Annotated in this window: 23 protein-coding genes and 1 tRNA gene; 13 read left to right on the top strand and 11 right to left on the bottom strand. The window is 65.8% G+C overall.

The window, feature by feature from the left end:
- Window positions 1–2: 2 nt before the first annotated feature.
- Together ACUXST_RS11425 and ACUXST_RS11420 are read left to right on the top strand one after the other, a co-directional pair.
- Window positions 3–827: a hypothetical protein gene (locus tag ACUXST_RS11425; protein ID WP_458390112.1), complete on the top strand. Its 825-nt coding sequence runs from the start codon at window positions 3–5 to the stop codon at window positions 825–827.
- Window positions 828–1,029: 202 nt separating this feature from the next.
- On the top strand, window positions 1,030–1,815 hold the full coding sequence (locus ACUXST_RS11420) for a DUF2793 domain-containing protein (protein ID WP_458390111.1): 786 nt from the start codon (window positions 1,030–1,032) through the stop codon (window positions 1,813–1,815).
- A 13-nt stretch (window positions 1,816–1,828) separates the two neighbouring features.
- Here the strand turns inward: ACUXST_RS11420 and ACUXST_RS11415 are convergent, their stop codons facing one another.
- Together ACUXST_RS11415 and ACUXST_RS11410 are read right to left on the bottom strand one after the other, a co-directional pair.
- The gene (locus tag ACUXST_RS11415; protein ID WP_458390110.1) at window positions 1,829–3,055 is read right to left on the bottom strand and encodes a L,D-transpeptidase family protein; all 1,227 of its coding nucleotides are present in this window, start codon (window positions 3,053–3,055) and stop codon (window positions 1,829–1,831) included.
- A gap of 198 nt (window positions 3,056–3,253) precedes the next feature.
- Window positions 3,254–3,649 carry a hypothetical protein gene (locus ACUXST_RS11410; RefSeq protein ID WP_458390109.1) on the bottom strand — a complete coding sequence of 132 codons (396 nt, stop codon included), beginning with the start codon at window positions 3,647–3,649 and terminating at the stop codon, window positions 3,254–3,256.
- A 139-nt stretch (window positions 3,650–3,788) separates the two neighbouring features.
- Between ACUXST_RS11410 and ACUXST_RS11405 the strand changes: the two genes are divergently transcribed.
- Both ACUXST_RS11405 and cysQ read left to right on the top strand, forming a co-directional pair.
- Window positions 3,789–4,568, top strand: a complete 780-nt coding sequence (locus ACUXST_RS11405; RefSeq protein ID WP_458390108.1) for an SDR family oxidoreductase — start codon at window positions 3,789–3,791, stop codon at window positions 4,566–4,568.
- On the top strand, window positions 4,543–5,394 hold the full coding sequence (cysQ, locus tag ACUXST_RS11400) for a 3'(2'),5'-bisphosphate nucleotidase CysQ (protein ID WP_458390107.1): 852 nt from the start codon (window positions 4,543–4,545) through the stop codon (window positions 5,392–5,394). Before ACUXST_RS11405 ends, cysQ begins: the two co-directional genes overlap by 26 nt.
- Here cysQ and ACUXST_RS11395 read toward each other — a convergent pair.
- The gene (locus ACUXST_RS11395; RefSeq protein ID WP_458390106.1) at window positions 5,391–5,666 is read right to left on the bottom strand and encodes a hypothetical protein; all 276 of its coding nucleotides are present in this window, start codon (window positions 5,664–5,666) and stop codon (window positions 5,391–5,393) included. The two genes, cysQ and ACUXST_RS11395, sit on opposite strands and share 4 nt — an antisense overlap.
- A 159-nt stretch (window positions 5,667–5,825) precedes the next feature.
- On the opposite strand from ACUXST_RS11395, the gene ACUXST_RS11390 reads away from it, so the two are divergent.
- On the top strand, window positions 5,826–6,740 hold the full coding sequence (locus ACUXST_RS11390; protein ID WP_458390105.1) for a MarR family transcriptional regulator: 915 nt from the start codon (window positions 5,826–5,828) through the stop codon (window positions 6,738–6,740).
- 45 nt (window positions 6,741–6,785) lie between these two features.
- Window positions 6,786–6,861: transfer RNA gene (locus ACUXST_RS11385), tRNA-Val, on the top strand.
- 18 nt (window positions 6,862–6,879) lie between these two features.
- Here the strand turns inward: ACUXST_RS11385 and ACUXST_RS11380 are convergent.
- Window positions 6,880–7,734: an MBL fold metallo-hydrolase gene (locus ACUXST_RS11380; RefSeq protein WP_458390104.1), complete on the bottom strand. Its 855-nt coding sequence runs from the start codon at window positions 7,732–7,734 to the stop codon at window positions 6,880–6,882.
- A gap of 304 nt (window positions 7,735–8,038) precedes the next feature.
- Between ACUXST_RS11380 and ACUXST_RS11375 the strand changes: the two genes are divergently transcribed.
- The gene (locus tag ACUXST_RS11375) at window positions 8,039–8,215 is read left to right on the top strand and encodes a hypothetical protein (RefSeq protein ID WP_458390103.1); all 177 of its coding nucleotides are present in this window, start codon (window positions 8,039–8,041) and stop codon (window positions 8,213–8,215) included.
- A 44-nt stretch (window positions 8,216–8,259) separates the two neighbouring features.
- On the top strand, window positions 8,260–8,418 hold the full coding sequence (locus tag ACUXST_RS11370; RefSeq protein ID WP_458390102.1) for a hypothetical protein: 159 nt from the start codon (window positions 8,260–8,262) through the stop codon (window positions 8,416–8,418).
- Between the two features lie 79 nt (window positions 8,419–8,497).
- Here the strand turns inward: ACUXST_RS11370 and ACUXST_RS11365 are convergent, their stop codons facing one another.
- Window positions 8,498–9,064 carry a helix-turn-helix domain-containing protein gene (locus tag ACUXST_RS11365; RefSeq protein WP_458390101.1) on the bottom strand — a complete coding sequence of 189 codons (567 nt, stop codon included), beginning with the start codon at window positions 9,062–9,064 and terminating at the stop codon, window positions 8,498–8,500.
- Window positions 9,065–9,155: 91 nt separating this feature from the next.
- On the opposite strand from ACUXST_RS11365, the gene ACUXST_RS11360 reads away from it, so the two are divergent.
- Window positions 9,156–9,629 (top strand): DUF6456 domain-containing protein, encoded by a 474-nt coding sequence (locus ACUXST_RS11360; protein ID WP_458390100.1) that lies wholly within the window; start codon window positions 9,156–9,158, stop codon window positions 9,627–9,629.
- A 10-nt stretch (window positions 9,630–9,639) separates the two neighbouring features.
- On the opposite strand, the gene ACUXST_RS11355 is transcribed toward ACUXST_RS11360, so the two are convergent.
- The 5 genes from ACUXST_RS11355 to rpsF all read right to left on the bottom strand — a co-directional run bounded on the left by ACUXST_RS11355 (window position 9,640) and on the right by rpsF (window position 12,103).
- A complete protein-coding gene (locus ACUXST_RS11355; RefSeq protein WP_458390099.1) occupies window positions 9,640–9,786 on the bottom strand; it encodes a hypothetical protein in 147 nt (48 codons plus the stop codon).
- Window positions 9,787–9,933: 147 nt separating this feature from the next.
- Complete coding sequence (locus tag ACUXST_RS11350; RefSeq protein ID WP_458390098.1) at window positions 9,934–10,647, bottom strand: hypothetical protein; 714 nt, start codon at window positions 10,645–10,647, stop codon at window positions 9,934–9,936.
- Window positions 10,648–10,808: 161 nt separating this feature from the next.
- Window positions 10,809–11,414, bottom strand: a complete 606-nt coding sequence (rplI, locus tag ACUXST_RS11345) for a 50S ribosomal protein L9 (protein ID WP_458390097.1) — start codon at window positions 11,412–11,414, stop codon at window positions 10,809–10,811.
- Window positions 11,415–11,426: 12 nt separating this feature from the next.
- Window positions 11,427–11,651 (bottom strand): 30S ribosomal protein S18, encoded by a 225-nt coding sequence (gene rpsR, locus ACUXST_RS11340; RefSeq protein ID WP_249830161.1) that lies wholly within the window; start codon window positions 11,649–11,651, stop codon window positions 11,427–11,429.
- On the bottom strand, window positions 11,651–12,103 hold the full coding sequence (gene rpsF / locus ACUXST_RS11335; protein ID WP_458390096.1) for a 30S ribosomal protein S6: 453 nt from the start codon (window positions 12,101–12,103) through the stop codon (window positions 11,651–11,653). The genes rpsR and rpsF overlap by 1 nt, the downstream gene beginning before the upstream one ends.
- 241 nt (window positions 12,104–12,344) lie before the next feature.
- Between rpsF and ACUXST_RS11330 the strand changes: the two genes are divergently transcribed.
- Both ACUXST_RS11330 and ACUXST_RS11325 read left to right on the top strand, forming a co-directional pair.
- Window positions 12,345–12,869: a hypothetical protein gene (locus ACUXST_RS11330; protein ID WP_458390095.1), complete on the top strand. Its 525-nt coding sequence runs from the start codon at window positions 12,345–12,347 to the stop codon at window positions 12,867–12,869.
- Window positions 12,870–13,154: 285 nt separating this feature from the next.
- Entirely contained in the window at window positions 13,155–14,330 is a 1,176-nt protein-coding gene (locus tag ACUXST_RS11325; protein ID WP_458390094.1) for an aromatic ring-hydroxylating oxygenase subunit alpha, read from the top strand.
- On the opposite strand, the gene ACUXST_RS11320 is transcribed toward ACUXST_RS11325, so the two are convergent.
- Window positions 14,266–15,615, bottom strand: coding sequence for an amino acid permease (locus ACUXST_RS11320; protein ID WP_458390093.1), 1,350 nt, complete (start codon window positions 15,613–15,615; stop codon window positions 14,266–14,268). The genes ACUXST_RS11325 and ACUXST_RS11320 overlap by 65 nt on opposite strands.
- Window positions 15,616–15,735: 120 nt before the next feature.
- Between ACUXST_RS11320 and fabD the strand changes: the two genes are divergently transcribed.
- Complete coding sequence (fabD, locus tag ACUXST_RS11315; protein WP_458390092.1) at window positions 15,736–16,674, top strand: ACP S-malonyltransferase; 939 nt, start codon at window positions 15,736–15,738, stop codon at window positions 16,672–16,674.
- Entirely contained in the window at window positions 16,674–17,414 is a 741-nt protein-coding gene (gene fabG, locus ACUXST_RS11310; protein ID WP_458390091.1) for a 3-oxoacyl-[acyl-carrier-protein] reductase, read from the top strand. Before fabD ends, fabG begins: the two co-directional genes overlap by 1 nt.
- The last annotated feature ends 60 nt before the right edge of the window (window positions 17,415–17,474 follow it).

The following is a 17,474-nucleotide window of genomic DNA, read 5'->3' as shown; positions in this document are numbered from 1 at the left end:
CCATGGCGACTGTTGCAAACACTGTGCGTACCAAGCGCGAGCGGGTGGACCTGCTGTCGGGGACGCCGCGCGCGGGGTTCGTCGACCGCTGGATCTACGTGTTCATGGCGGCGACGTTCGTCGTCGTCGTGCTGGTCGGATTCGTTCCCGACTCGCTGATGAAGATCGGGATGGTGAAGGCCGGAACGCGGCCGCCGCTGCCGCTGGCGATGCACGTCCATGCGGTGCTGATGGGGTCGTTTCTGCTGCTGCTCGTCGCGCAGACGGTGCTTGTCGCGACTGGACGGTGTTCGCTCCATCGCAAGCTTGGAATGGCGGCGATGGTGCTGGCGCCGGCGCTGGTTCTCGCCGGGGCGGTGCTTGCCGCGACCAACTATCACCAGGCGTGGGAGACCGCACAATCGGGTCCGCCGGCAATGCGGGCGGCGATGGCCGCCCGGATCCCGCACCTCGACAACATCCTGTTGCTGCAGATGCGGATCGGGTTCCTGTTTCCGCTCTTTCTGGCCATCGGGCTCCGAGCGCGGGGACGGGACGCGGGATTTCACAAGCGGATGATGATGATTGCGACGGCGATGCCGCTGCCGGCCGCGATCGACCGAATGACGTGGTTGCCGACGACGCTTCCGTTCAGCCCGGTTTCAACCGACCTGTACGTCGTTCTGGTGCTATCGCCGATGATCGCCTGGGACGCGGTCCGCAACCGCGGCGTGCATCGCGCCTACTGGGTATGGCTGCCTATCTACGTGGCGGCATCGGTCGTCGTGCGCCTGCTGTGGGACACGCCCGGGTGGCATGCGACTGCGCGGCACATCATGGGCGTGTGAGGGTCGCGGCAGACTTGGTTTTCCAGGGGGCTCCTTCGGGGGTCCCTTTTATTTTGGGCGGCCGTCACCGGAGTGAATCCCGTGACGTCGGACCTGTTGCGCCACGCGTGCAGGCCGTCCGCTTTCGTGCACTCTCGACATAAGCCTGCCGTCGCTGCGCGACCGCCGACTTATGCTCGGGCACTCAAGATAGGAGCGAGCGATGGGGTGGTGGTTCGGGCGCAAGAGCGCGCCGGCGGACGCGAGTCCGTATGTGCCCGCGTGGCTGAGGAATGACTCGGCCGAGGAGGGGTTCGCTCGCTCCTATGAAGCGCAATATGACGAGGTATTCCGGCGCAATCCGGTCGGCCAGCGCGCGGTGCGGCTGGTGTCGGGAATGCTCGGCGCGCTGACGATCGATGCGGTCGAGGGTGATCCGCGTGCGGTCGCGCTGATCCAGGCGGACGGGCTGCTGGAGAGCATCGCCGCGAACCTGCTGCTGCACGGCAATGCCTATGTGCAGCTGATCGCCGACGACCGCGACTTGGCGATCGTGCTCGGCTCCCACGTCTTCGAAAATTCATGCGCAGCGGCGGGGTTCGACCTCATCGCCGCCGCCGCGGTGGAGGAGGGACCGCGCGCGGCGCCTCCGGCGACTCCAGAGGTCGGAGCGACCTACATCGTGGCGGCAGGTGCGACGGGAGAATGGGTGGGCCGCGATCAGTGTCTTGCCGGATCCACGGACGGCGGCTGGCGGTTCATCGAGGCGCGACCAGGCATGTTTGCCTATGTCGTGAACGCGTCGCTCTGGGCGGTATTCAGAAGCGGCACCTGGGAGATTGGCGCAGTACGTGGTGATCGCCTGCTAGTCGCCGGCCAGCCGGTGGTCGGCCCAAGAGCAGCGGCGATCCCGAGGCCGTCGGCCGGCTCCGTCGTCGACACGCAGGCGCGCACCGCGATCGAACAGATCCTGTCGGCGTTACAAACTCACGGACTGATCGAGAGCTAGGCTCCCGGCGCGATCACTGCCCGGCGGAGGCGAGCTGCGACCTTGAGTTCGAATCCCAGCCGTACGGATCGGGCAGGTAGGCGATCTGACCGTTCCGTGCCTGGGCCGTGATGTAAGTCAGATAGACTGGGACGCCGCGCGGGAGCTGCACCTGAATTTCCGCGTCTCCTCCTGGAGCGCTCGGGTCCTGCCCAAGCAGCCAACGGCCGAGGCGGCGCGCGTCCTGGAGACGGACGCAACCATTGCTCAACGAGCGCTGGTCGCGATCGAAATACTCACGCTCCGGCGAATCATGCAGGTAGATGTCCTGGCTGTTCGGGAACGGGAATTTCAGCTTGCCCATCGAATTGGCAGGCCCCGGACGCTGACGGACACGGATGTGCACCTTACCTGAGGCGACCCCCTTCCAGTCAACTTCTGTCCACGGAACGACCGCAGAATTGACCGTCCAGTCGGCCATTACCTCATAGCCCTGGCGCTTCAGATAAGCGTTGCCTTCCTTGAGCACGTTCGGCGCCATGACCTTGCGGACCAGGTGATCCGGCACGTTCCAGTATGGGTTGTAGACGATGTAGTGCATGATGCTGGCGATGAGCGGCGTCGGCAGGTCGGGCTTGCCCGTGACGATGCGCATCGAGTCAACCGGCTGCCCGTTGTCGAACATCGTCAGCAGCTGCGAGCCGGAATCCACCAGGAGGTAGCGACCGCTTGCCGGGATCGAGCGTACCCGATCGAGGTTCGCCAGGAGCCGCGGGTCCGGGGTCAGATTGCCGCTAGCCTGCGCCTGAGCCCAAGCCGTGTCGCGGAGCTGCGAGTAGATCGGATTCACGTTGGCGACGCTTGAAATGTATGCGCCCAGCGAAGGCGCGGCGGCGGCCGTGAGCAGGATCTGGTCTGCGCGCGATCCCTGCGGCGCAAGCACCGGATAGGCGTAGATCATGCCTGCCGTCGGCTGCTTCACCGCCTGAGCGTACTCAACCCACGCCGTGGAGATGGCGCGGTCGGCCGCGGTGATGTCGGCCGGGTTGCCGCTACGCGCCTGGGCAAGCGCTCCCTGGACGTTGGCAGCGAGGGCTGGGCCGCTGGCGAGACCGTCGAACGGCGCGCGCTGCAGGATGTTGATCAGCTGGCCGACCGCCGGATCAGCGACGCCGTTACGGAACCAGATGGGGCGCGACTGGAAGCTGTTGTAGAAGCTTGCAACGGAGCTCGCCGCAGCAACACCCGAACCAGGGTTCATCTGGGCGGTTGCAAGGCTCGACGCCGAAATCAGTGACGCGCCGAGGACAAGACGCAGAGCAGACCGAAACTTCACCATAACCCCCCACAACCAAGACGAACGCAACATTGCATAGCGACTTGCTTGTGCGCCAGTTCATCTGGACGCAGGATGAATCCGGGCGGTCGAGTGTTGCCTATTTGCGGCAGAACGGCCCGATCAGGCCTCCGCGCGCTCACTTCGGGGCCACGTGCGGCCGGTTTGAGTGTCGAGACCGCGGGCGGCGTAGACATCCAACGCCGTGGCTCCGGCCACGAAACCGATCGCTCCCGCCAGAGCTGCCGGACGTGAAGTGCGCGGTGCGGCGATAACCAGTGCGCCGAGATCGATGATGTCACCGATCACTCGGTTCCAGACGTTGGTCGAAACCGCGGGGCCGCGCAGCAGCATGCCGCCGGCGAGAAGCTCACGAGCGCCGAACAGGCGGATCGTCGTCTCGGCCGCGCCGCCTTCGACGCCGATGCCCTTGGCGACCCGCTTCGTGGCGAGCACTTCGACTAGACCAAGCCCGATGCTGAAGATGCCGAGGCCGAAGCCCAGTTTCTTGTAATCCATCGCGAATACCTCCGGAACAGTTCACCCAATCCAACTGATCGCCCGCGGCGACTGTTCCCACGGTTGATGAGCGCCGACCTTGTCTTGGACGGCGTTCAGCGCATAGGCGTGCCGGGTCTTCACCGCGGAAGGGACAAGCATGGACGTCAACGGAGTAGCGGCAGTCGTCACAGGGGCGGCGTCGGGGCTCGGCGAAGCGACCGCGCGGGCACTTGCCGGGCGCGGCGCGAAGGTCGCCCTCTTCGACCGCGACGCGCAGCGAGGGGAGCAGGTTGCAAGCGAGATCGGCGGCGTGTTTTGCGAAGTCGACGTGACCAGCGACGACAAGGTGGCCGCTGCCTTCGCGAAAGCCCGGGACACGCACGGGCAGGAGCGGGTGCTGGTCAATTGCGCAGGCATTGCGAACGCCGCCAAGACCGTTGGCCGCGACAAGGAGACCAAGGCGCCCAAGTTCTATCCCATCCAGCAGTTCGAGCTGGCCATTCAGATCAATCTAATCGGCAGTTTTCGCTGCATCGCCCATTCCGCGTTCGGAATGGTGAGCCTCGACCCGCTCGCCGACGGCGAGCGGGGGGCCATCGTGAACACGGCGTCGGTCGCAGCGGAAGATGGCCAGATCGGCCAGGCCGCCTATTCCGCCTCCAAGGGCGGAGTCCTGGCGATGGCACTGCCGATTGCCCGCGACCTGATGAACGACGGCGTTCGCGTGAACACCATCCTTCCAGGTGTCTTCAAGACTCCGATGGTCGCGATGATGCCGCCGAACGTCCAGGACGCGCTCGGCGCGCAGGTGCCGTTCCCCAAGCGCCTCGGCCAGGCCGAGGAATATGCCCGCCTGGCCTGCTTCATGATCGAGAATTCGTATCTCAACGCCGCGGCAGTTCGCCTCGACGGTGGCATCCGCATGGCGCCGCGCTGAGGTGGATCGCGGCCGCCTGCTCGACGAAATAGCTGAAGCGGCGCGGGAAGCCGGTGCGACGATCCTGGAGATCGTCCGCCGCGGCTTCGAGATCGAGACCAAGTCGGATGCGTCTCCGGTCACCGTGGCTGACCGCGCGGCCGAGCGGATCATCCTGGCGGCACTGGCGCGGGCGGCGCCTGGCCTTCCGGTGATTGCCGAGGAGGAGGTTGCCGCAGGGCGCATACCGCAGCACGGCGGCACCTTCTTCCTGGTCGACCCGCTCGACGGCACGAAAGAGTTCGTGCGCGGCGGCGACGATTACACCGTCAACATCGCCCTAGTCGAAGACCGGCAGACGACACTGGGTGTGGTGTTTGCGCCTGCCACAGGCCGCTTGCATGCCGGTGCAGTGGGGCAGGGAGCCTGGCTCGACGAAGGCGCGGGACGCCGGCCGATCAACACGCGGTCCCGCAAAGATGAACCAGTCGCGGTCGCGTCGAAGTCGCACTTCACGCAGGTCACCGCCGACTATCTCGAACAGAGCATCGGCGTGTGCAGTCACCTCAGCATCGGCTCGAGCCTGAAGTTCTGCATCGTCGCGGAAGGCCAAGCCGACATCTACCCGCGCCTGTCGCCGACGAGCGAGTGGGATACCGCGGCAGGCCACGCCGTGCTGCTGGCGGCTGGCGGGCTGGTCGACGGTCCGGATGGAACGCCGCTGCGATACGGCAAGCCCGCGTTCCTGAACCGCGGCTTCGTGGCCACGGGCGGGTGGCAAGCGCCTCCGATCGGTCCGTTCGTCCAGCCGTTCTCGGGCGGCGGAGATCTCCCGCAGGGCGTTTAACGCCGCTCGCCAGATTTGCTGGGCCACGGCGCCGGATTGCTCCAGTTTGGACTACATTCCCCCGTCCGCTCATCAGCCTGGCCGAGCCTCAAGCTCCGGACCTGCGCGCGGGCGACAGTGACACGGGCAAAGAACTCCACATGTTCGGCCCTGCGCGATTGCGCCAGGCCAAGCTCTGCCGCCACGTTTACCGCCTCGACGAGCGCCTTCGCGAGTTCGGCGAGCCAGCGCGCGCGTTCGGCTGCACTATATTCCTTCGGTACCCAGCCCACCCGCAGCCCCCCGGCGCTCGTCAGCGGCGCCTATGCACGCGCAATCCTTGCCGCCTTCCAGCCGTTTGGTCCGATGTGGAGCCGAAAGCGTCTAACTCTTCTCCACTTTGCGCGTTATCAACGACCTGCTCGGTCCGCTTTTCTTATTGGGGTAGCCCAATGGATGCGATTTCGACCGTTTCGACTCTCGACTATTCTTACGCGCCGCCGGTCCTGATTGCCGGTTCAAACGAGGCGTGCATCCTGCGTGCGACCCGCACGGTCCGCGCTTTGGGCCTGCGTATCGGCGCGGCGATCCCGATCGAAGAAGCGGAGGCGAGGCTGCAGCGCCAAGGTGCGGCGGCGGCGGTGTGGCTCGAGCTTGATGGCGAGGTAAACGACGAGCTCGCGGCAACGCTGGCGACGCTTAACCGTGACGCAGCTGCGGGCCGCTATCCTGCGGTGGTATCGGCGACTCCGCTGCTCCTCGATCACCTGTTCGGAGCGGTCGACGACGAGGTTCAGTTGCTGATCGGTGCGAACGATGCCGAGCGCGCTTCGGCACTGTTGCTAGCGCTCGCGCTCCGCGGCGAGCGTCAGGTCGCTGCCGACGTGGCGTCCGACCGAAGTGCGGAGCGGCTACGGCAGCTCAGTGACGAAGTCGGCCGCATCGCCTCCACGCTCGCACGTCTTTCGATCGGACCTTCGGCAGCGACGCCGGCGCCGGTCATTGAGCAGAGCGGGACGACACCGGACGTTCCGTTGGAGGTGGTTCGCAAGGTAATCCGGGCGCGCCGCCTCCGAACGCAATTTTTTGCCGAGGACCTGTTCGCCGACCCCGCCTGGGACATGCTTCTCGACCTCCTCTGCGCCGAGATCGCACACCTGCGGGTTCCGGTCTCCAGCCTGTGTATCGCGGCGGCGGTGCCCGCGACGACGGCGCTCCGCTGGCTCAAGCGCACGGTTAAGGAAGGGCTGTTCGTGCGGCGCTCCGATCCGCACGACGGCCGCCGCGTGTTCGTTGAGCTCGCGCCGCAGACCAGTGACGCGCTGCGCCGATACTTCGCGGAAGTGGGCCCCGCCGCGGCAATCTAGCCCGCGCTTGCAGCCCAAGCGGCGCCGTGGCAACGGCGATGCCTTGGGCGGTTAGCTCAGTTGGTAGAGCATCTCGTTTACACCGAGAGGGTCGGCGGTTCGAGCCCGTCACCGCCCACCATTGCGCGCGACGAGTCGCTCAGCGCTCCCAGGTGACGGGTAGTTTCAGCATCCTCGGGACCCGGCCGGCGCGTATGTTCACCTGAAGCGCGGCGAGTAGCATCGCCGGGACTGCGAGCGTGGCATCGCGGGCCTCCCGCATCGCCACGAACGCCTCTTCACCGCCACCCCGGATGTGCACGTTCGCGCCTTGCTGCGCCACCGTCGTCTCCCATGCGTAGAAGTCGCGGCCAGGCGCCTTGTAGTCGTGGCAAAGGAACATGCGCGTTTGTGATGGCAGCGCGAGGAGGCGCTGCACCGACGCATAGAGCTGTCTTGCCGAACCGCCCGGGAAGTCGCACCGCGCGGTCCCGTAGTCCGGCATGAACAAGCTGTCGCCCACGAACACTGCGTCACCGATAGAGTATGCAACATCGGCGGGTGTGTGGCCCGCAACGGCGATGACGCTGATTTCGAGGTCGCCCAGCGGGAGGCGATCGCCGTCGACGACGAGGCGGTCGAACTCGCTGCCCTCGCCGGCAAGCGCGATCCCGAACCGCGGCGCGAACTCCCGCTGCACGTCGGTGACGGCGGCGCCGATCACGGTCCGCGCTCCCGTCTCTCCTCGGACGCGCTGCGCCGCCGAGAGGTGATCGGCGTGGACGTGGGTCTCGAGCGACCATTCGATCTGCAGCTTGAGCTCGCGAGCGCGGTCGAGGACCGCATCGACGGAGCGCGTGCCCGCTGTTCCGCTGGCAGGATCGAAGTCGAGCACCGGATCGACGATCGCGCCAGACAACGTCGCCGGATCCCAGACCAGATAGCTGATTGTGTTCGACGGCGCGTGGAAAAAGCCCTGCACCTGCGGACGCCGTTCAGTGTCGCTGCCGTCCATGCACCCCCCGTGGCCGCTCACAGACGGTGTAGTCGTCGGTGCGCCGGCGAGCAAACTCGGCCGCTCGACGGGCTTCGCACGCGCCCGCCTAGAGCCGTATCCAGCCGAGCAGGATCAGTAGCACCAGGGTGACGGCGGCGCTCACGAGCAAAGAGGCGATGCAGCCGAGCCGGTTCGAGAAAAGCAAGAACATGGGGGCCCGAACTCCTGGGCAGCGAGGCGGGTCCGATCTTCCTCGCTGAAATCGTGGCGACGTTTCATTCCGGCTACGAATCGTTGTAAGCGGCAGGCCAGAAGGGGGCAGATGCCAGAGTATCGATTGTACTGCTTCAACGAGCACGGCGGGATCAGCAAGGCGCACGAAATTGCCGCCGAGGACGACGCGGACGCGATCGCCCGGGCACGCGCTGTCGAACCGAAAGTACGCTGCGAACTCTGGAACCGCGACCGGCTCGTGGCGAAGCTCGGCGCGAGCCGCTAGCTGTCTGCGGATCGTTCGGGAGGCAAGCTTCCGCCGGCCCGCAAGTGCTCGAGATCGGCTTCGCCTTCTGCGGCCATCTGCAGGAGTATCGCGGCGACTCGTCGATCGGTTGTACTCGCAGCCAGGCGGCGGCAACGCTCGACCCGGCTGCGGATGTTAGCGATCACATCCTCATCCATGCAGGTCACAATAGCGCAGGGTGAACTGTCGTTCCGCCGACACTTGGATCGAGCGAAGATGAGCGCTTCTTGTTGCTTTCCGGCAACAGCGGAGTCACTGATGCTAAAGGCTGCGAACCAGCTTGGATGCAACTGCGATCCAGGGCGGGTTTGCCACCACTTGCTGGCGTCCACCGGCTTCCAGCGGCAGGATCTGCAGCTTGTCGACGTCCCGGTTGATCAAACGGCCGAACAGGAAGCGCCCAGCAGCCCTCGGGACGAGGATGTCCCGGTTCAGCGCCCGGGCGAAATCGCTGCTGTCGAGGACGTCGCACCAGATGTCGTCGCCGGCACGATAATTCCCGACGCTTGACGAAACGGTAACAGCGAGCTGCGCCTCTGACGGCCGCGGCGGAATGACCACGGCGGCCTTGCGCGGTGCGGTCGCGCCTGAAGCGCCGAGGACCGCTGCAACCTTGAGTTCGGCCTGCTCTGCACCAGTCGCGACCAGGTCCTGGGCATCGACCCCCACAGCCTTCGCGATCCGGTTGAGCCAGCCGACCGAGACGGTGCGTGTGCCAGTCTCCAGGCGGCCTATGGTCTGCGGGGTCGTCGGCGGATCGCAACGCTGAGCGACATCGTCGAGCGTGAGTCCGCGCGCCTTACGGACTTCCCGGATCCGAGTGATCATGTTTGCCTCCCCAGCTAACCAGAACGGTTTGTCCCTGTCCTACAGTTTCTCCGCTGTGGCAAGTCGCTGAACGACTCGAAGAGGAGAGGTCATGGCCAAGGATCAGTCCCGACTGCTGGAGGAGCGGCCAATCGACGGCGATGTTGGACCGGCGGTTAGATCCGTGACCGTCAACCTCGCCGAATCCCCGCTCGGTTGGCTGTTCTCGCGTGGCATGCTGACACAGCGGCAGTTCGACGCGGGCGAGCGCCTCCGCGGGGACTGGGAGCGCGCGCAACTGGCGCCTCGGGTGACGATGGGCTGGGACAACTCGCCAGTTTCGGGGAGCCGTGGCGGATCGGCGCCGTCGCCCGACCTGGCCGGCGCACAGATCGACTCCAAGCGCCGCTTCGAAGGCGCTGTGGCGAGTGCCGGTCCGGGCCTCGCGGACATCCTCTGGCGGATCGTCTGCGCCGGCGAGGGGATGCGGGATGCCGAGAGTGCCCTTGGCTGGCCGGCCCGGGCTGGCAAGCTCGTTCTGACGTTCGCCCTGGATCGCGTTGCGGATTATTACCGCGTGCGCTGATCCCCCTGAGTTAGTCCTTGCGGCCTTGCCTGTTGTCGGCGGGAGCCTTGGGCTCCTTCTCGGAATTGCCGGTCTCATCCCGGCCCATGCTGCGGTCGCGCAGGGTAGGGTCATGCAGATTGTTGCGGGCCTCGTCCTTGCCGCTGTTGCTGCGCATTCCTGGTCTCCTCGATTGCACCACATCAACGGATCAGGACGCCGCGTTCTCCACGGTTCATCGCTGACGGAACCGCGGCTCACCGTCGCGGACAAAAAGAAAGCGCCGCGCCCCACGAGGAGCGCGGCGCTTCCATGAGCCTAAGGCCTAGATAGAGCGGTCGCTCGACCCCGAGCCCCCGCCAGTCGATCCGGCGCCGGACTCGTCATCCGCATCGAGAGCGCCGCGGCCCTGGTTCGCAAAGTCCGCGCCGCCGGTCGCGCCGGCCGAGGACGATCCGCTGGTCGCGTCTGATGACGGGCCGTCCTGCTGCTGCAGGTAATCGTCCGAGCCGGTGCCCTGCGAGCCGATGAACCCTTCGCCCGTCGAACCGGGCGTCGTGCCGCCCTGGCCGCCGGTGCCGATGCCGCCGCCAGTGCCGCCGCTGCCCTGATCCGTGGTCAGCGTATCGCTGTCCGCGCCGAGCTGCGTCTGGCCGCTGGAACTCTGGCCCTGGCTGCCGAGACCCGATCCCTGACCGCTGCTGCCGATGTCGGAGCCGCCACTCTGGCTAAGCGTCGTTCCCGAGCCGATGTTGCTGTCGTTACCACCGATCGGCTGGCCGTTCTGCGCGCCGAGGCTGGATCCGCCGCTAGAGCTTTGACCCGAGCTCTGGCCGCCGAAGCTGCCCTCCGAGCCCTGGTTGCTCATGGTCGGTTGCGAGCCGTAACCCGGCTGTTCCTGGCTCTGCTGGCCTTGGCTGAACGCGCTCTGCTCGTTGTGTTGGCCGATCTCATTTTGTTGGCTCTGCTGGCCGGTGAACTGCTGGTTGTCGTTGCCTTGCGGCTCGCTCGATTGATCCTGGTCGCGTTCGTCAGCCATCGGAAATCTCCTTGTCCACGCCCACCTTGCTCCAGCGCCTAGAACAAGGTGGCGACAGCAACCGTTCCGAGCAGCAAACGAGCGATGCGACAAACGGCTGGTCGCAACGAAAAAGGCCGCCCCCGAAGGAGCGGCCTTTCGCTTGATCGTCAGTGAGGCGATTAGCCCTCCTGGGCGTCGCCACCTGCCGGAGCCGCAGCAGCCGCTTCCGCGGTAGCGCCGGGCTCGGCGTTCGGATCATAGTCTTCGGTGAACGCGGCGGTGTCGCGCTCGAACATCTGCGCCATGACGTCGACACCCTGCGCCTGCAAGTCGGCTTCCTCGGGCGAACGGGCCACGTTGACCTTCACGGTCACGGACACTTCCGGGTGCAGAGCGATGCGGATCTCGTGCACGCCGATCGCCTTGATCGGGCGATCGAGCACGACCTGGCTCTTGGTCACGTGGGCGCCTTCGGTCGCCAGCGCATCGATGATGTCGCGAGCGCTGACCGAACCGTAAAGCTGGCCGGTGTTCGAAGCCTGGCGGATCAGCTGGACCGTCTTGCCGTCGACACCCTTGGCGGACTTCTCCGCGTCGGTGCGACGGCTCGCATTGTCCTCTTCGATCTTCGCACGATTGGCTTCGAAGACCTTGCGGTTAGCTTCGTTGGCGCGAAGCGCCTTCTTGTTCGGGAGGAGGTAATTGCGGGCGAACCCGTCCTTGACCTTCACCACGTCGCCGATGGCGCCGAGCTTCTCGACGCGCTCAAGCAGAATGATTTCCATGTTCGCCGCTCCTTATTTCACGACGTAGGGAAGCAGGCCGATGTGGCGCGCGCGCTTGATCGCACGGGCCAGTTCACGCTGCTTCTTGGATGAGACGGCGGTGATGCGCGACGGGACAATCTTGCCGCGCTCGGACACGAAGCCCTGAAGCAGCCGGACGTCCTTGTAATCGATGCGCGGCGCGTCCTTGCCGGAGAACGGGCAGGACTTGCGGCGGCGGAAGAATGCGCGAGCCATTATTCGACCTCCTCTTCACGGGCGGCACGGAAGTCCGGGCGGTCGCCACGGTCGCCGCGATCACGGTCGCCGCTGCGGAACTCGCCGCGATCGCCACGGTCGCTGCGCGGGCCACGCTCACGCTCCTTTTCGCCGCGGCGCATCATTGCCGACGGTCCGGACTCATGCTCGTCGACGCGGAGCGTCAGAAAGCGGATGATGTCCTCGTTGATGTTCGACTGGCGCTCGAGCTCGGCAATGGCCGGAGCGGGCGCGTCGATGTCGAGAGCGACGTAATGGGCCTTGCGGTTCTTGGCGATCCGGTAGGCGAGGGAGCGAAGCCCCCAGGTCTCGGTCTTGGCGATCTTGCCGCCATTGTCCTCGATGATCTTGGTAGCGTTTTCCGCAAGCGCATCGACCTGTGCCTGTGCAAGGTCCTGACGCGCGAGGAAAACATGCTCGTAGAGCGGCATGCTGTTCTCTCATGTTGGCCGATCGCTGACGCCGCCCAGTGCGGCGCCCCTCCGGCTGTCGTTCCAAAAGATACAGGCGCCGTGGCAGGGCCGTGCGCCAGCGCCGCGCCTATGACGCCGGACGCCTGAAAAGGCAAGCTCGCGATAGACTTCAGTTCGGCTGCCGTTCACCCAGCATCGTGCAAGAAGCTTGGGAGCCGCTGTGCCTTTTCGCCGTTTAGACATCCGAAGGAGCTACACTATGAGTTCGAAACTGTTGAGAGGCGCAACTGCCTCGCTAATTGCCATCGCGATGGCGGGCTGCACGACCACCGGCGTCGGAACCGGCCAGGCGGTGGGTCAGAACCTTGGCGCAACTTTCACCTGGACCGAGAATGGCGGCACCCGGGGAACGATGGTCGCCCAGCTGAGCAATGGACAGGTCTACCAGGGACCGTTCTTCCAGGTCACCCAGGAAAGCCGCATCGACATGTACGGCCCGCTCTGGAACGGCTGGGGCGGCGGCTTCGGCTGGGGCCATGGCTGGGGCGGTCGCCGCTTTGGTTGGGGCTGGGGCGGCTGGGGTCCGTGGGGTCCGTCCGATGACACCATCACCCACTACAGCGGCCAGGTCCTTGCCAACCTGCAGGGTCCGGGTGGCTTCATGCGCTGCCACTTCAACCTGATGCGGCCAATGTCCGGAATGGCCGGCGGCGGCATGGGCGAGTGCCAGTTGCCGACGGGAACGATCATCAACGCTCAGTTCCCCGGCCGCAGCGGCTGGTAAGGGTCAGTCACGAGCGAGGGTTCGCGGGAGCGAACCCTCGTTCTGTATCAAGCTGATCAATTCCAGACGGCGTGCGCTCCGATGTAGGGCCCGCTCAGAAGTGGTTGTTGAGCTGTCCTACAGGCGCACGGTCTGACACACGGGGTGGTGCCCAAAAAAGGAGGTGGCGTCTCGGCCAGGTCGCAGTCCGTAGATTCGCCGTCGTCAGTGCGAACTTTGGGAACATTCCGCTTAGCTGAAGCGGATCGCTCTCCCGGACTCGCGCGAACGGCGCTAGAAGACATCATGGCCACCCAGCTTCGCACCGTTGAACCCACGCCCGATCCGCTCAACGGCATGAGCTTGCCGGGCTGGCTGTACCATGATGCGGAGTTCTTCGGGGCCGAGCAGCGGGCGTTCCTTCGCGCCGCGCCGCAAGTGGTTTGCCACGAAAGCGAGATCGCGCTGGCCGGCGAGTGGCGGAGCCTCGAATATCTCGGCGAAAGCGTGATCGTAATCCGCGGCGACGACGGGGAGGTCCGCGCCTTCGCCAACGTCTGCCGGCACCGCGGCTCACGGCTGGTCGACGGCACCGGAGGCTGCGCACGCGTTCTGACCTGTCCCTATCACGCCTGGAGCTACGCCCGCGACGGGCGGCTGGTCGGCGTGCCTCATCGCTACGAATATCCCTACCTGCAGACCGACAAGCTAGGCCTGGTGCCGCTGCCGCTCGAGCGCTGGCACGGCTTCCTGTTCGTGACGCTGGAGCCGGGTGCACCTTCGGTTGCCGAGATGATGGCGCCTTATGAGGAGGAAGTTGCGCCCTATCGGCTGGAGGACTTGCAGGCGATCGGCCGCGTGACCCTCCGGCCGCGCCCGCTGAACTGGAAGACCATCGCCGACAACTACTCCGACCACCTGCACATCCCGGTCGGGCACCCTGGCCTGACGCGGCTGTTCGAGCGCAACTACCGGATCGAGGCGCGCGATCACGTCGACCGCATGGAGGGCGATCTCGTCGAGAAGGACTCGGCCAACCCGTCCGAGCGCGCCTACCAGCACCTGCTCCCGGCGGTTGGTCACCTGCCGGCGTCGCACCAGCGCAAGTGGCTCTATTACAAGCTGTTCCCGAACGTAGCGTTCGACATCTACCCTGACCAGGTCGACTTCATGCAATTCCTGCCGGTCAGCGCGACGGAGACCGTGATCCGCGAGATCAGCTACGCTCTCCCCGATGACCGCCGTGAAATGCGCGCGTCTCGCTATCTGAACTGGCGGATCAACCGGCGGGTGAATGCCGAGGACACCGAACTGATCACCCGGGTCCAGCTCGGCATGCAGTCGCCGAGCTACGTGGCGGGGCCGCTGGGAAAGAGTGAGGTCTGCCTGCGCAGCTTCGCAGCCAAGCTCCGCAAGCTCATTCCGGAAGCGCGGCTGGAGCGAGCTCCGGCACCCGGCTGGAGCGGTTCAGCACGCGCGTGAAAAGATAGATGACTACGCCGGCGACGAGCAGAACGGCTCCCCACTTCAGCGCCTCGAGCCCCGCACCATAGAGGGCCCAAAGCGAGTAGATGATCGCAGCAATCGCCACGGCCGTCATCGGCCAGCGCCGCGCCATCAGTCCTGTTGCCTGAAGCCTTAATGCAGATGCAGCGCACGACAGGTACAAGATCAGGGCTGCAGCCGTTGCGAGCAGGGCCATGAAGGCAAACAGTCCGGCGAGCGTCCGGCTGTAATTGGCCGCGACGAGAATGGTGGCCAACGTGCTCGAGAGGATCTGCCCACGGACGGCGATGCCACGCCGCGATGCCTGGCCGAAGAAGCGCGGGAACACGCCGTCCCGCGCCCAGGCGAGCGGAAACTCTCCGGAGATCAGCACCAGACCATTTAGCGCGCCGATGCAGCTGATTGCCGCGAACAGCGCGATCAGGTTGCCGGCGGCAGGGCTCCAGAACTGGCTGACGAACATCGCGAACGGCGCATTGGATGCGGCGACGGCGCTGCTTGCCATGAACAAAGTCACCGGAGTGGCGGTAGCAAGGTAGAGCAACCCGACAATCAGCGTGCCCGCGATGGTTGCGCGAGGCACGTTACGTTCCGGGTCGCGCACCGCGCGTGTGGCAATGGAAGCGGCCTCGAACCCGAGCAGTGCCCACAGCGTGAGAGTTGCCGCGGAGTTGACCGACGCCACCGTGATGTCGGCTCCGTGATAGGCTGGCACCGGCGCCCCGTGCGATCCGCTCAGCACGCCCACCGCGAGTACCGCAACCACAATCAGCGGGACTACCTTGATGAGCGTGGTGACGAGCTGGACTCCGCCGCCGCCACGAACACTCAAGCAGTTCACCAGCGTCAGGATCCAGATAATGCTGATCGCGGCCACTGCACCTGCACCGGGCGTGCTGGCGAGCTGCGGAACGAAGACCGAGAGGTTGCTCACTGCCGCAATCGCGATGGCTGCGTTGCCGACCCAGATCGACAGCCAATAGCTCCACGCGACGATGAAAGCCGGCGGCCGGCCGAACGCCTCCTCGACATAGGCATAAGGGCCGGCGGCGAGCGGCAGTGCCCTGGAGAGGTTGGCAAATACGATGGCGAGACAGATCGCGCCGCCGATCGTGATCAGCCAGCCCCAAACGGAACTCCATCCAAGCGGCGCAAGCTGCGCCGGCAGCTGAAAGATGCCTGACCCGATGAAGGTACCGACGACGAGCGCCAGCACCATCCAGAACCCAAGCTTTCGCTCTGCCGGTGCGCCTCGTGTCACCTGCGCGGTGTCGCAGGTCGAGACGCAAGAGGCAACGCCGCGCCGTTCGGCAGCTGCTTGACCCGTCCCAGCCGAGCGGCCAACGAGCGGTCCGATCCAGAGACACAGGGGTTCTTCCGAATGCGCGCGTTCCTTTTCCCAGGGCAGGGCAGCCAGGCCGTCGGCATGGGCGCTGCCCTCGCCGAAGCAAGCCGAACCGCCCGCGACGTGTTCAACGAAGTTGACGAGGCGCTTGGCCAGAACCTGTTCCGGCTGATGCGGGATGGGCCGGACGATGAGCTCAAGCTCACCGAGAATGCGCAGCCGGCGATCATGGCCCATTCGCTCGCCGTCTTCCGGGCGCTGACGAAGGACGGCGGAGTGGAGATCGCAAAGGCGGCGAGCTTCGTCGCCGGGCACAGCCTTGGCGAATATTCGGCGCTCTGCGCTGCGGGTGCCTTCGACCTCGCGACGACGGCGAAGCTGCTGAAGCTCCGCGGGCAGGCGATGCAGCAGGCGGTGCCGGTCGGCGAAGGGGCAATGGCTGCGCTCCTCGGCGCCGACATCGGCCTTGCCCGGAAGATTGCCGATGCTGCCGCGCAGGGCGAGGTCTGCACCGTCGCCAACGATAATGACCCGAGCCAGGTCGTGATCTCCGGCAACACGGCTGCAATCGACCGGGCGATCGCAATGGCGAAGGACATGGGCGCCAAGCGCGCCGTACCGCTTCCGGTCTCGGCGCCGTTCCACTGTCCGCTAATGCAGCCGGCCGCCGAAGCGATGCGCGACGCCTTGAGCTACGTCGTGCTGGAGGAGCCTGCAGTGCCGCTGGTCGCCAATGTTACGGCCGAGCCCGAGAGCGATCCCGACACCATCCGCAACCAGCTCGTCGAGCAGGTCACCGGCATGGTCCGGTGGCGCGAAAGCGTCAGGAATATGGGAGCGGCTGGCGTCGAAGAATTCGTCGAACTGGGCGGCAAGGTGCTCGGGCCCATGGTCAAGCGCATCCTGCCGGATGCAAAGGTCACGAGCGTGATTGCCATCGAAGACATCGAAGCACTGGCAAAGGAGATCGCATGATGTTCGATCTCACTGGAATGACAGCGCTGGTCACGGGAGCATCGGGCGGGCTCGGTAGCGCGATTGCGCAGGCGCTCGCGTCGCAGGGTGCGCGGCTGGCCGTCAGCGGCAGCAATGTCGACAAGCTCGAGAGCTTCCGCGGGACGCTCGGCGGCGATCACGTGGCGCTGCCCTGCAACCTGTCGGACGGAGCTGCGGTGGACCAGCTAGTCCCGCAAGCGGTCGACGCGCTGGGCGGCAAGCTCGACATCCTCATCAACAATGCGGGTGTCACCCGCGACAACTTGCTGATGCGGATGAAGGACGATGAGTTCGAGGACGTCATTCGCATCAACCTCGAGGCTGCATTCCGACTGATGCGCGCGGCGGCGAAGCCGATGATGCGCGCGCGCTTCGGCCGCATCATCTCGATCACTTCGGTGGTCGGCGTAACGGGGAACCCGGGGCAGGCGAACTATGTCGCGTCGAAAGCGGGACTGATCGGCATGACGAAGTCGGTCGCGCAGGAACTCGCGAGCCGCGGCATCACGGTGAACGCCGTCGCTCCAGGCTTCATGAACTCCGCCATGACCGAGGCGCTGAATGATCAGCAGCGCGGCAGCATCCTGTCGCGCATCCCGCTCGGGCAGATGGGCAACGGCGAGGACATCGGCGCCGCCTGCGTCTATCTCGCGAGCCGGGAGGCGGGCTACGTCACCGGGCAAACCGTGCACGTCAACGGTGGCATGGCGATGCTATAAAGGAGCCCGTCGCCGGGAAGGTGCGGCGATCTGCAGCTACTCTCCTGCTGCCCTCCCACA

Source organism: Sphingomonas sp. F9_3S_D5_B_2 (assembly GCF_054263715.1).
Note: the sequence above shows the minus strand (reverse complement) of the source record. Positions and strands in the feature narration are given on the sequence as shown.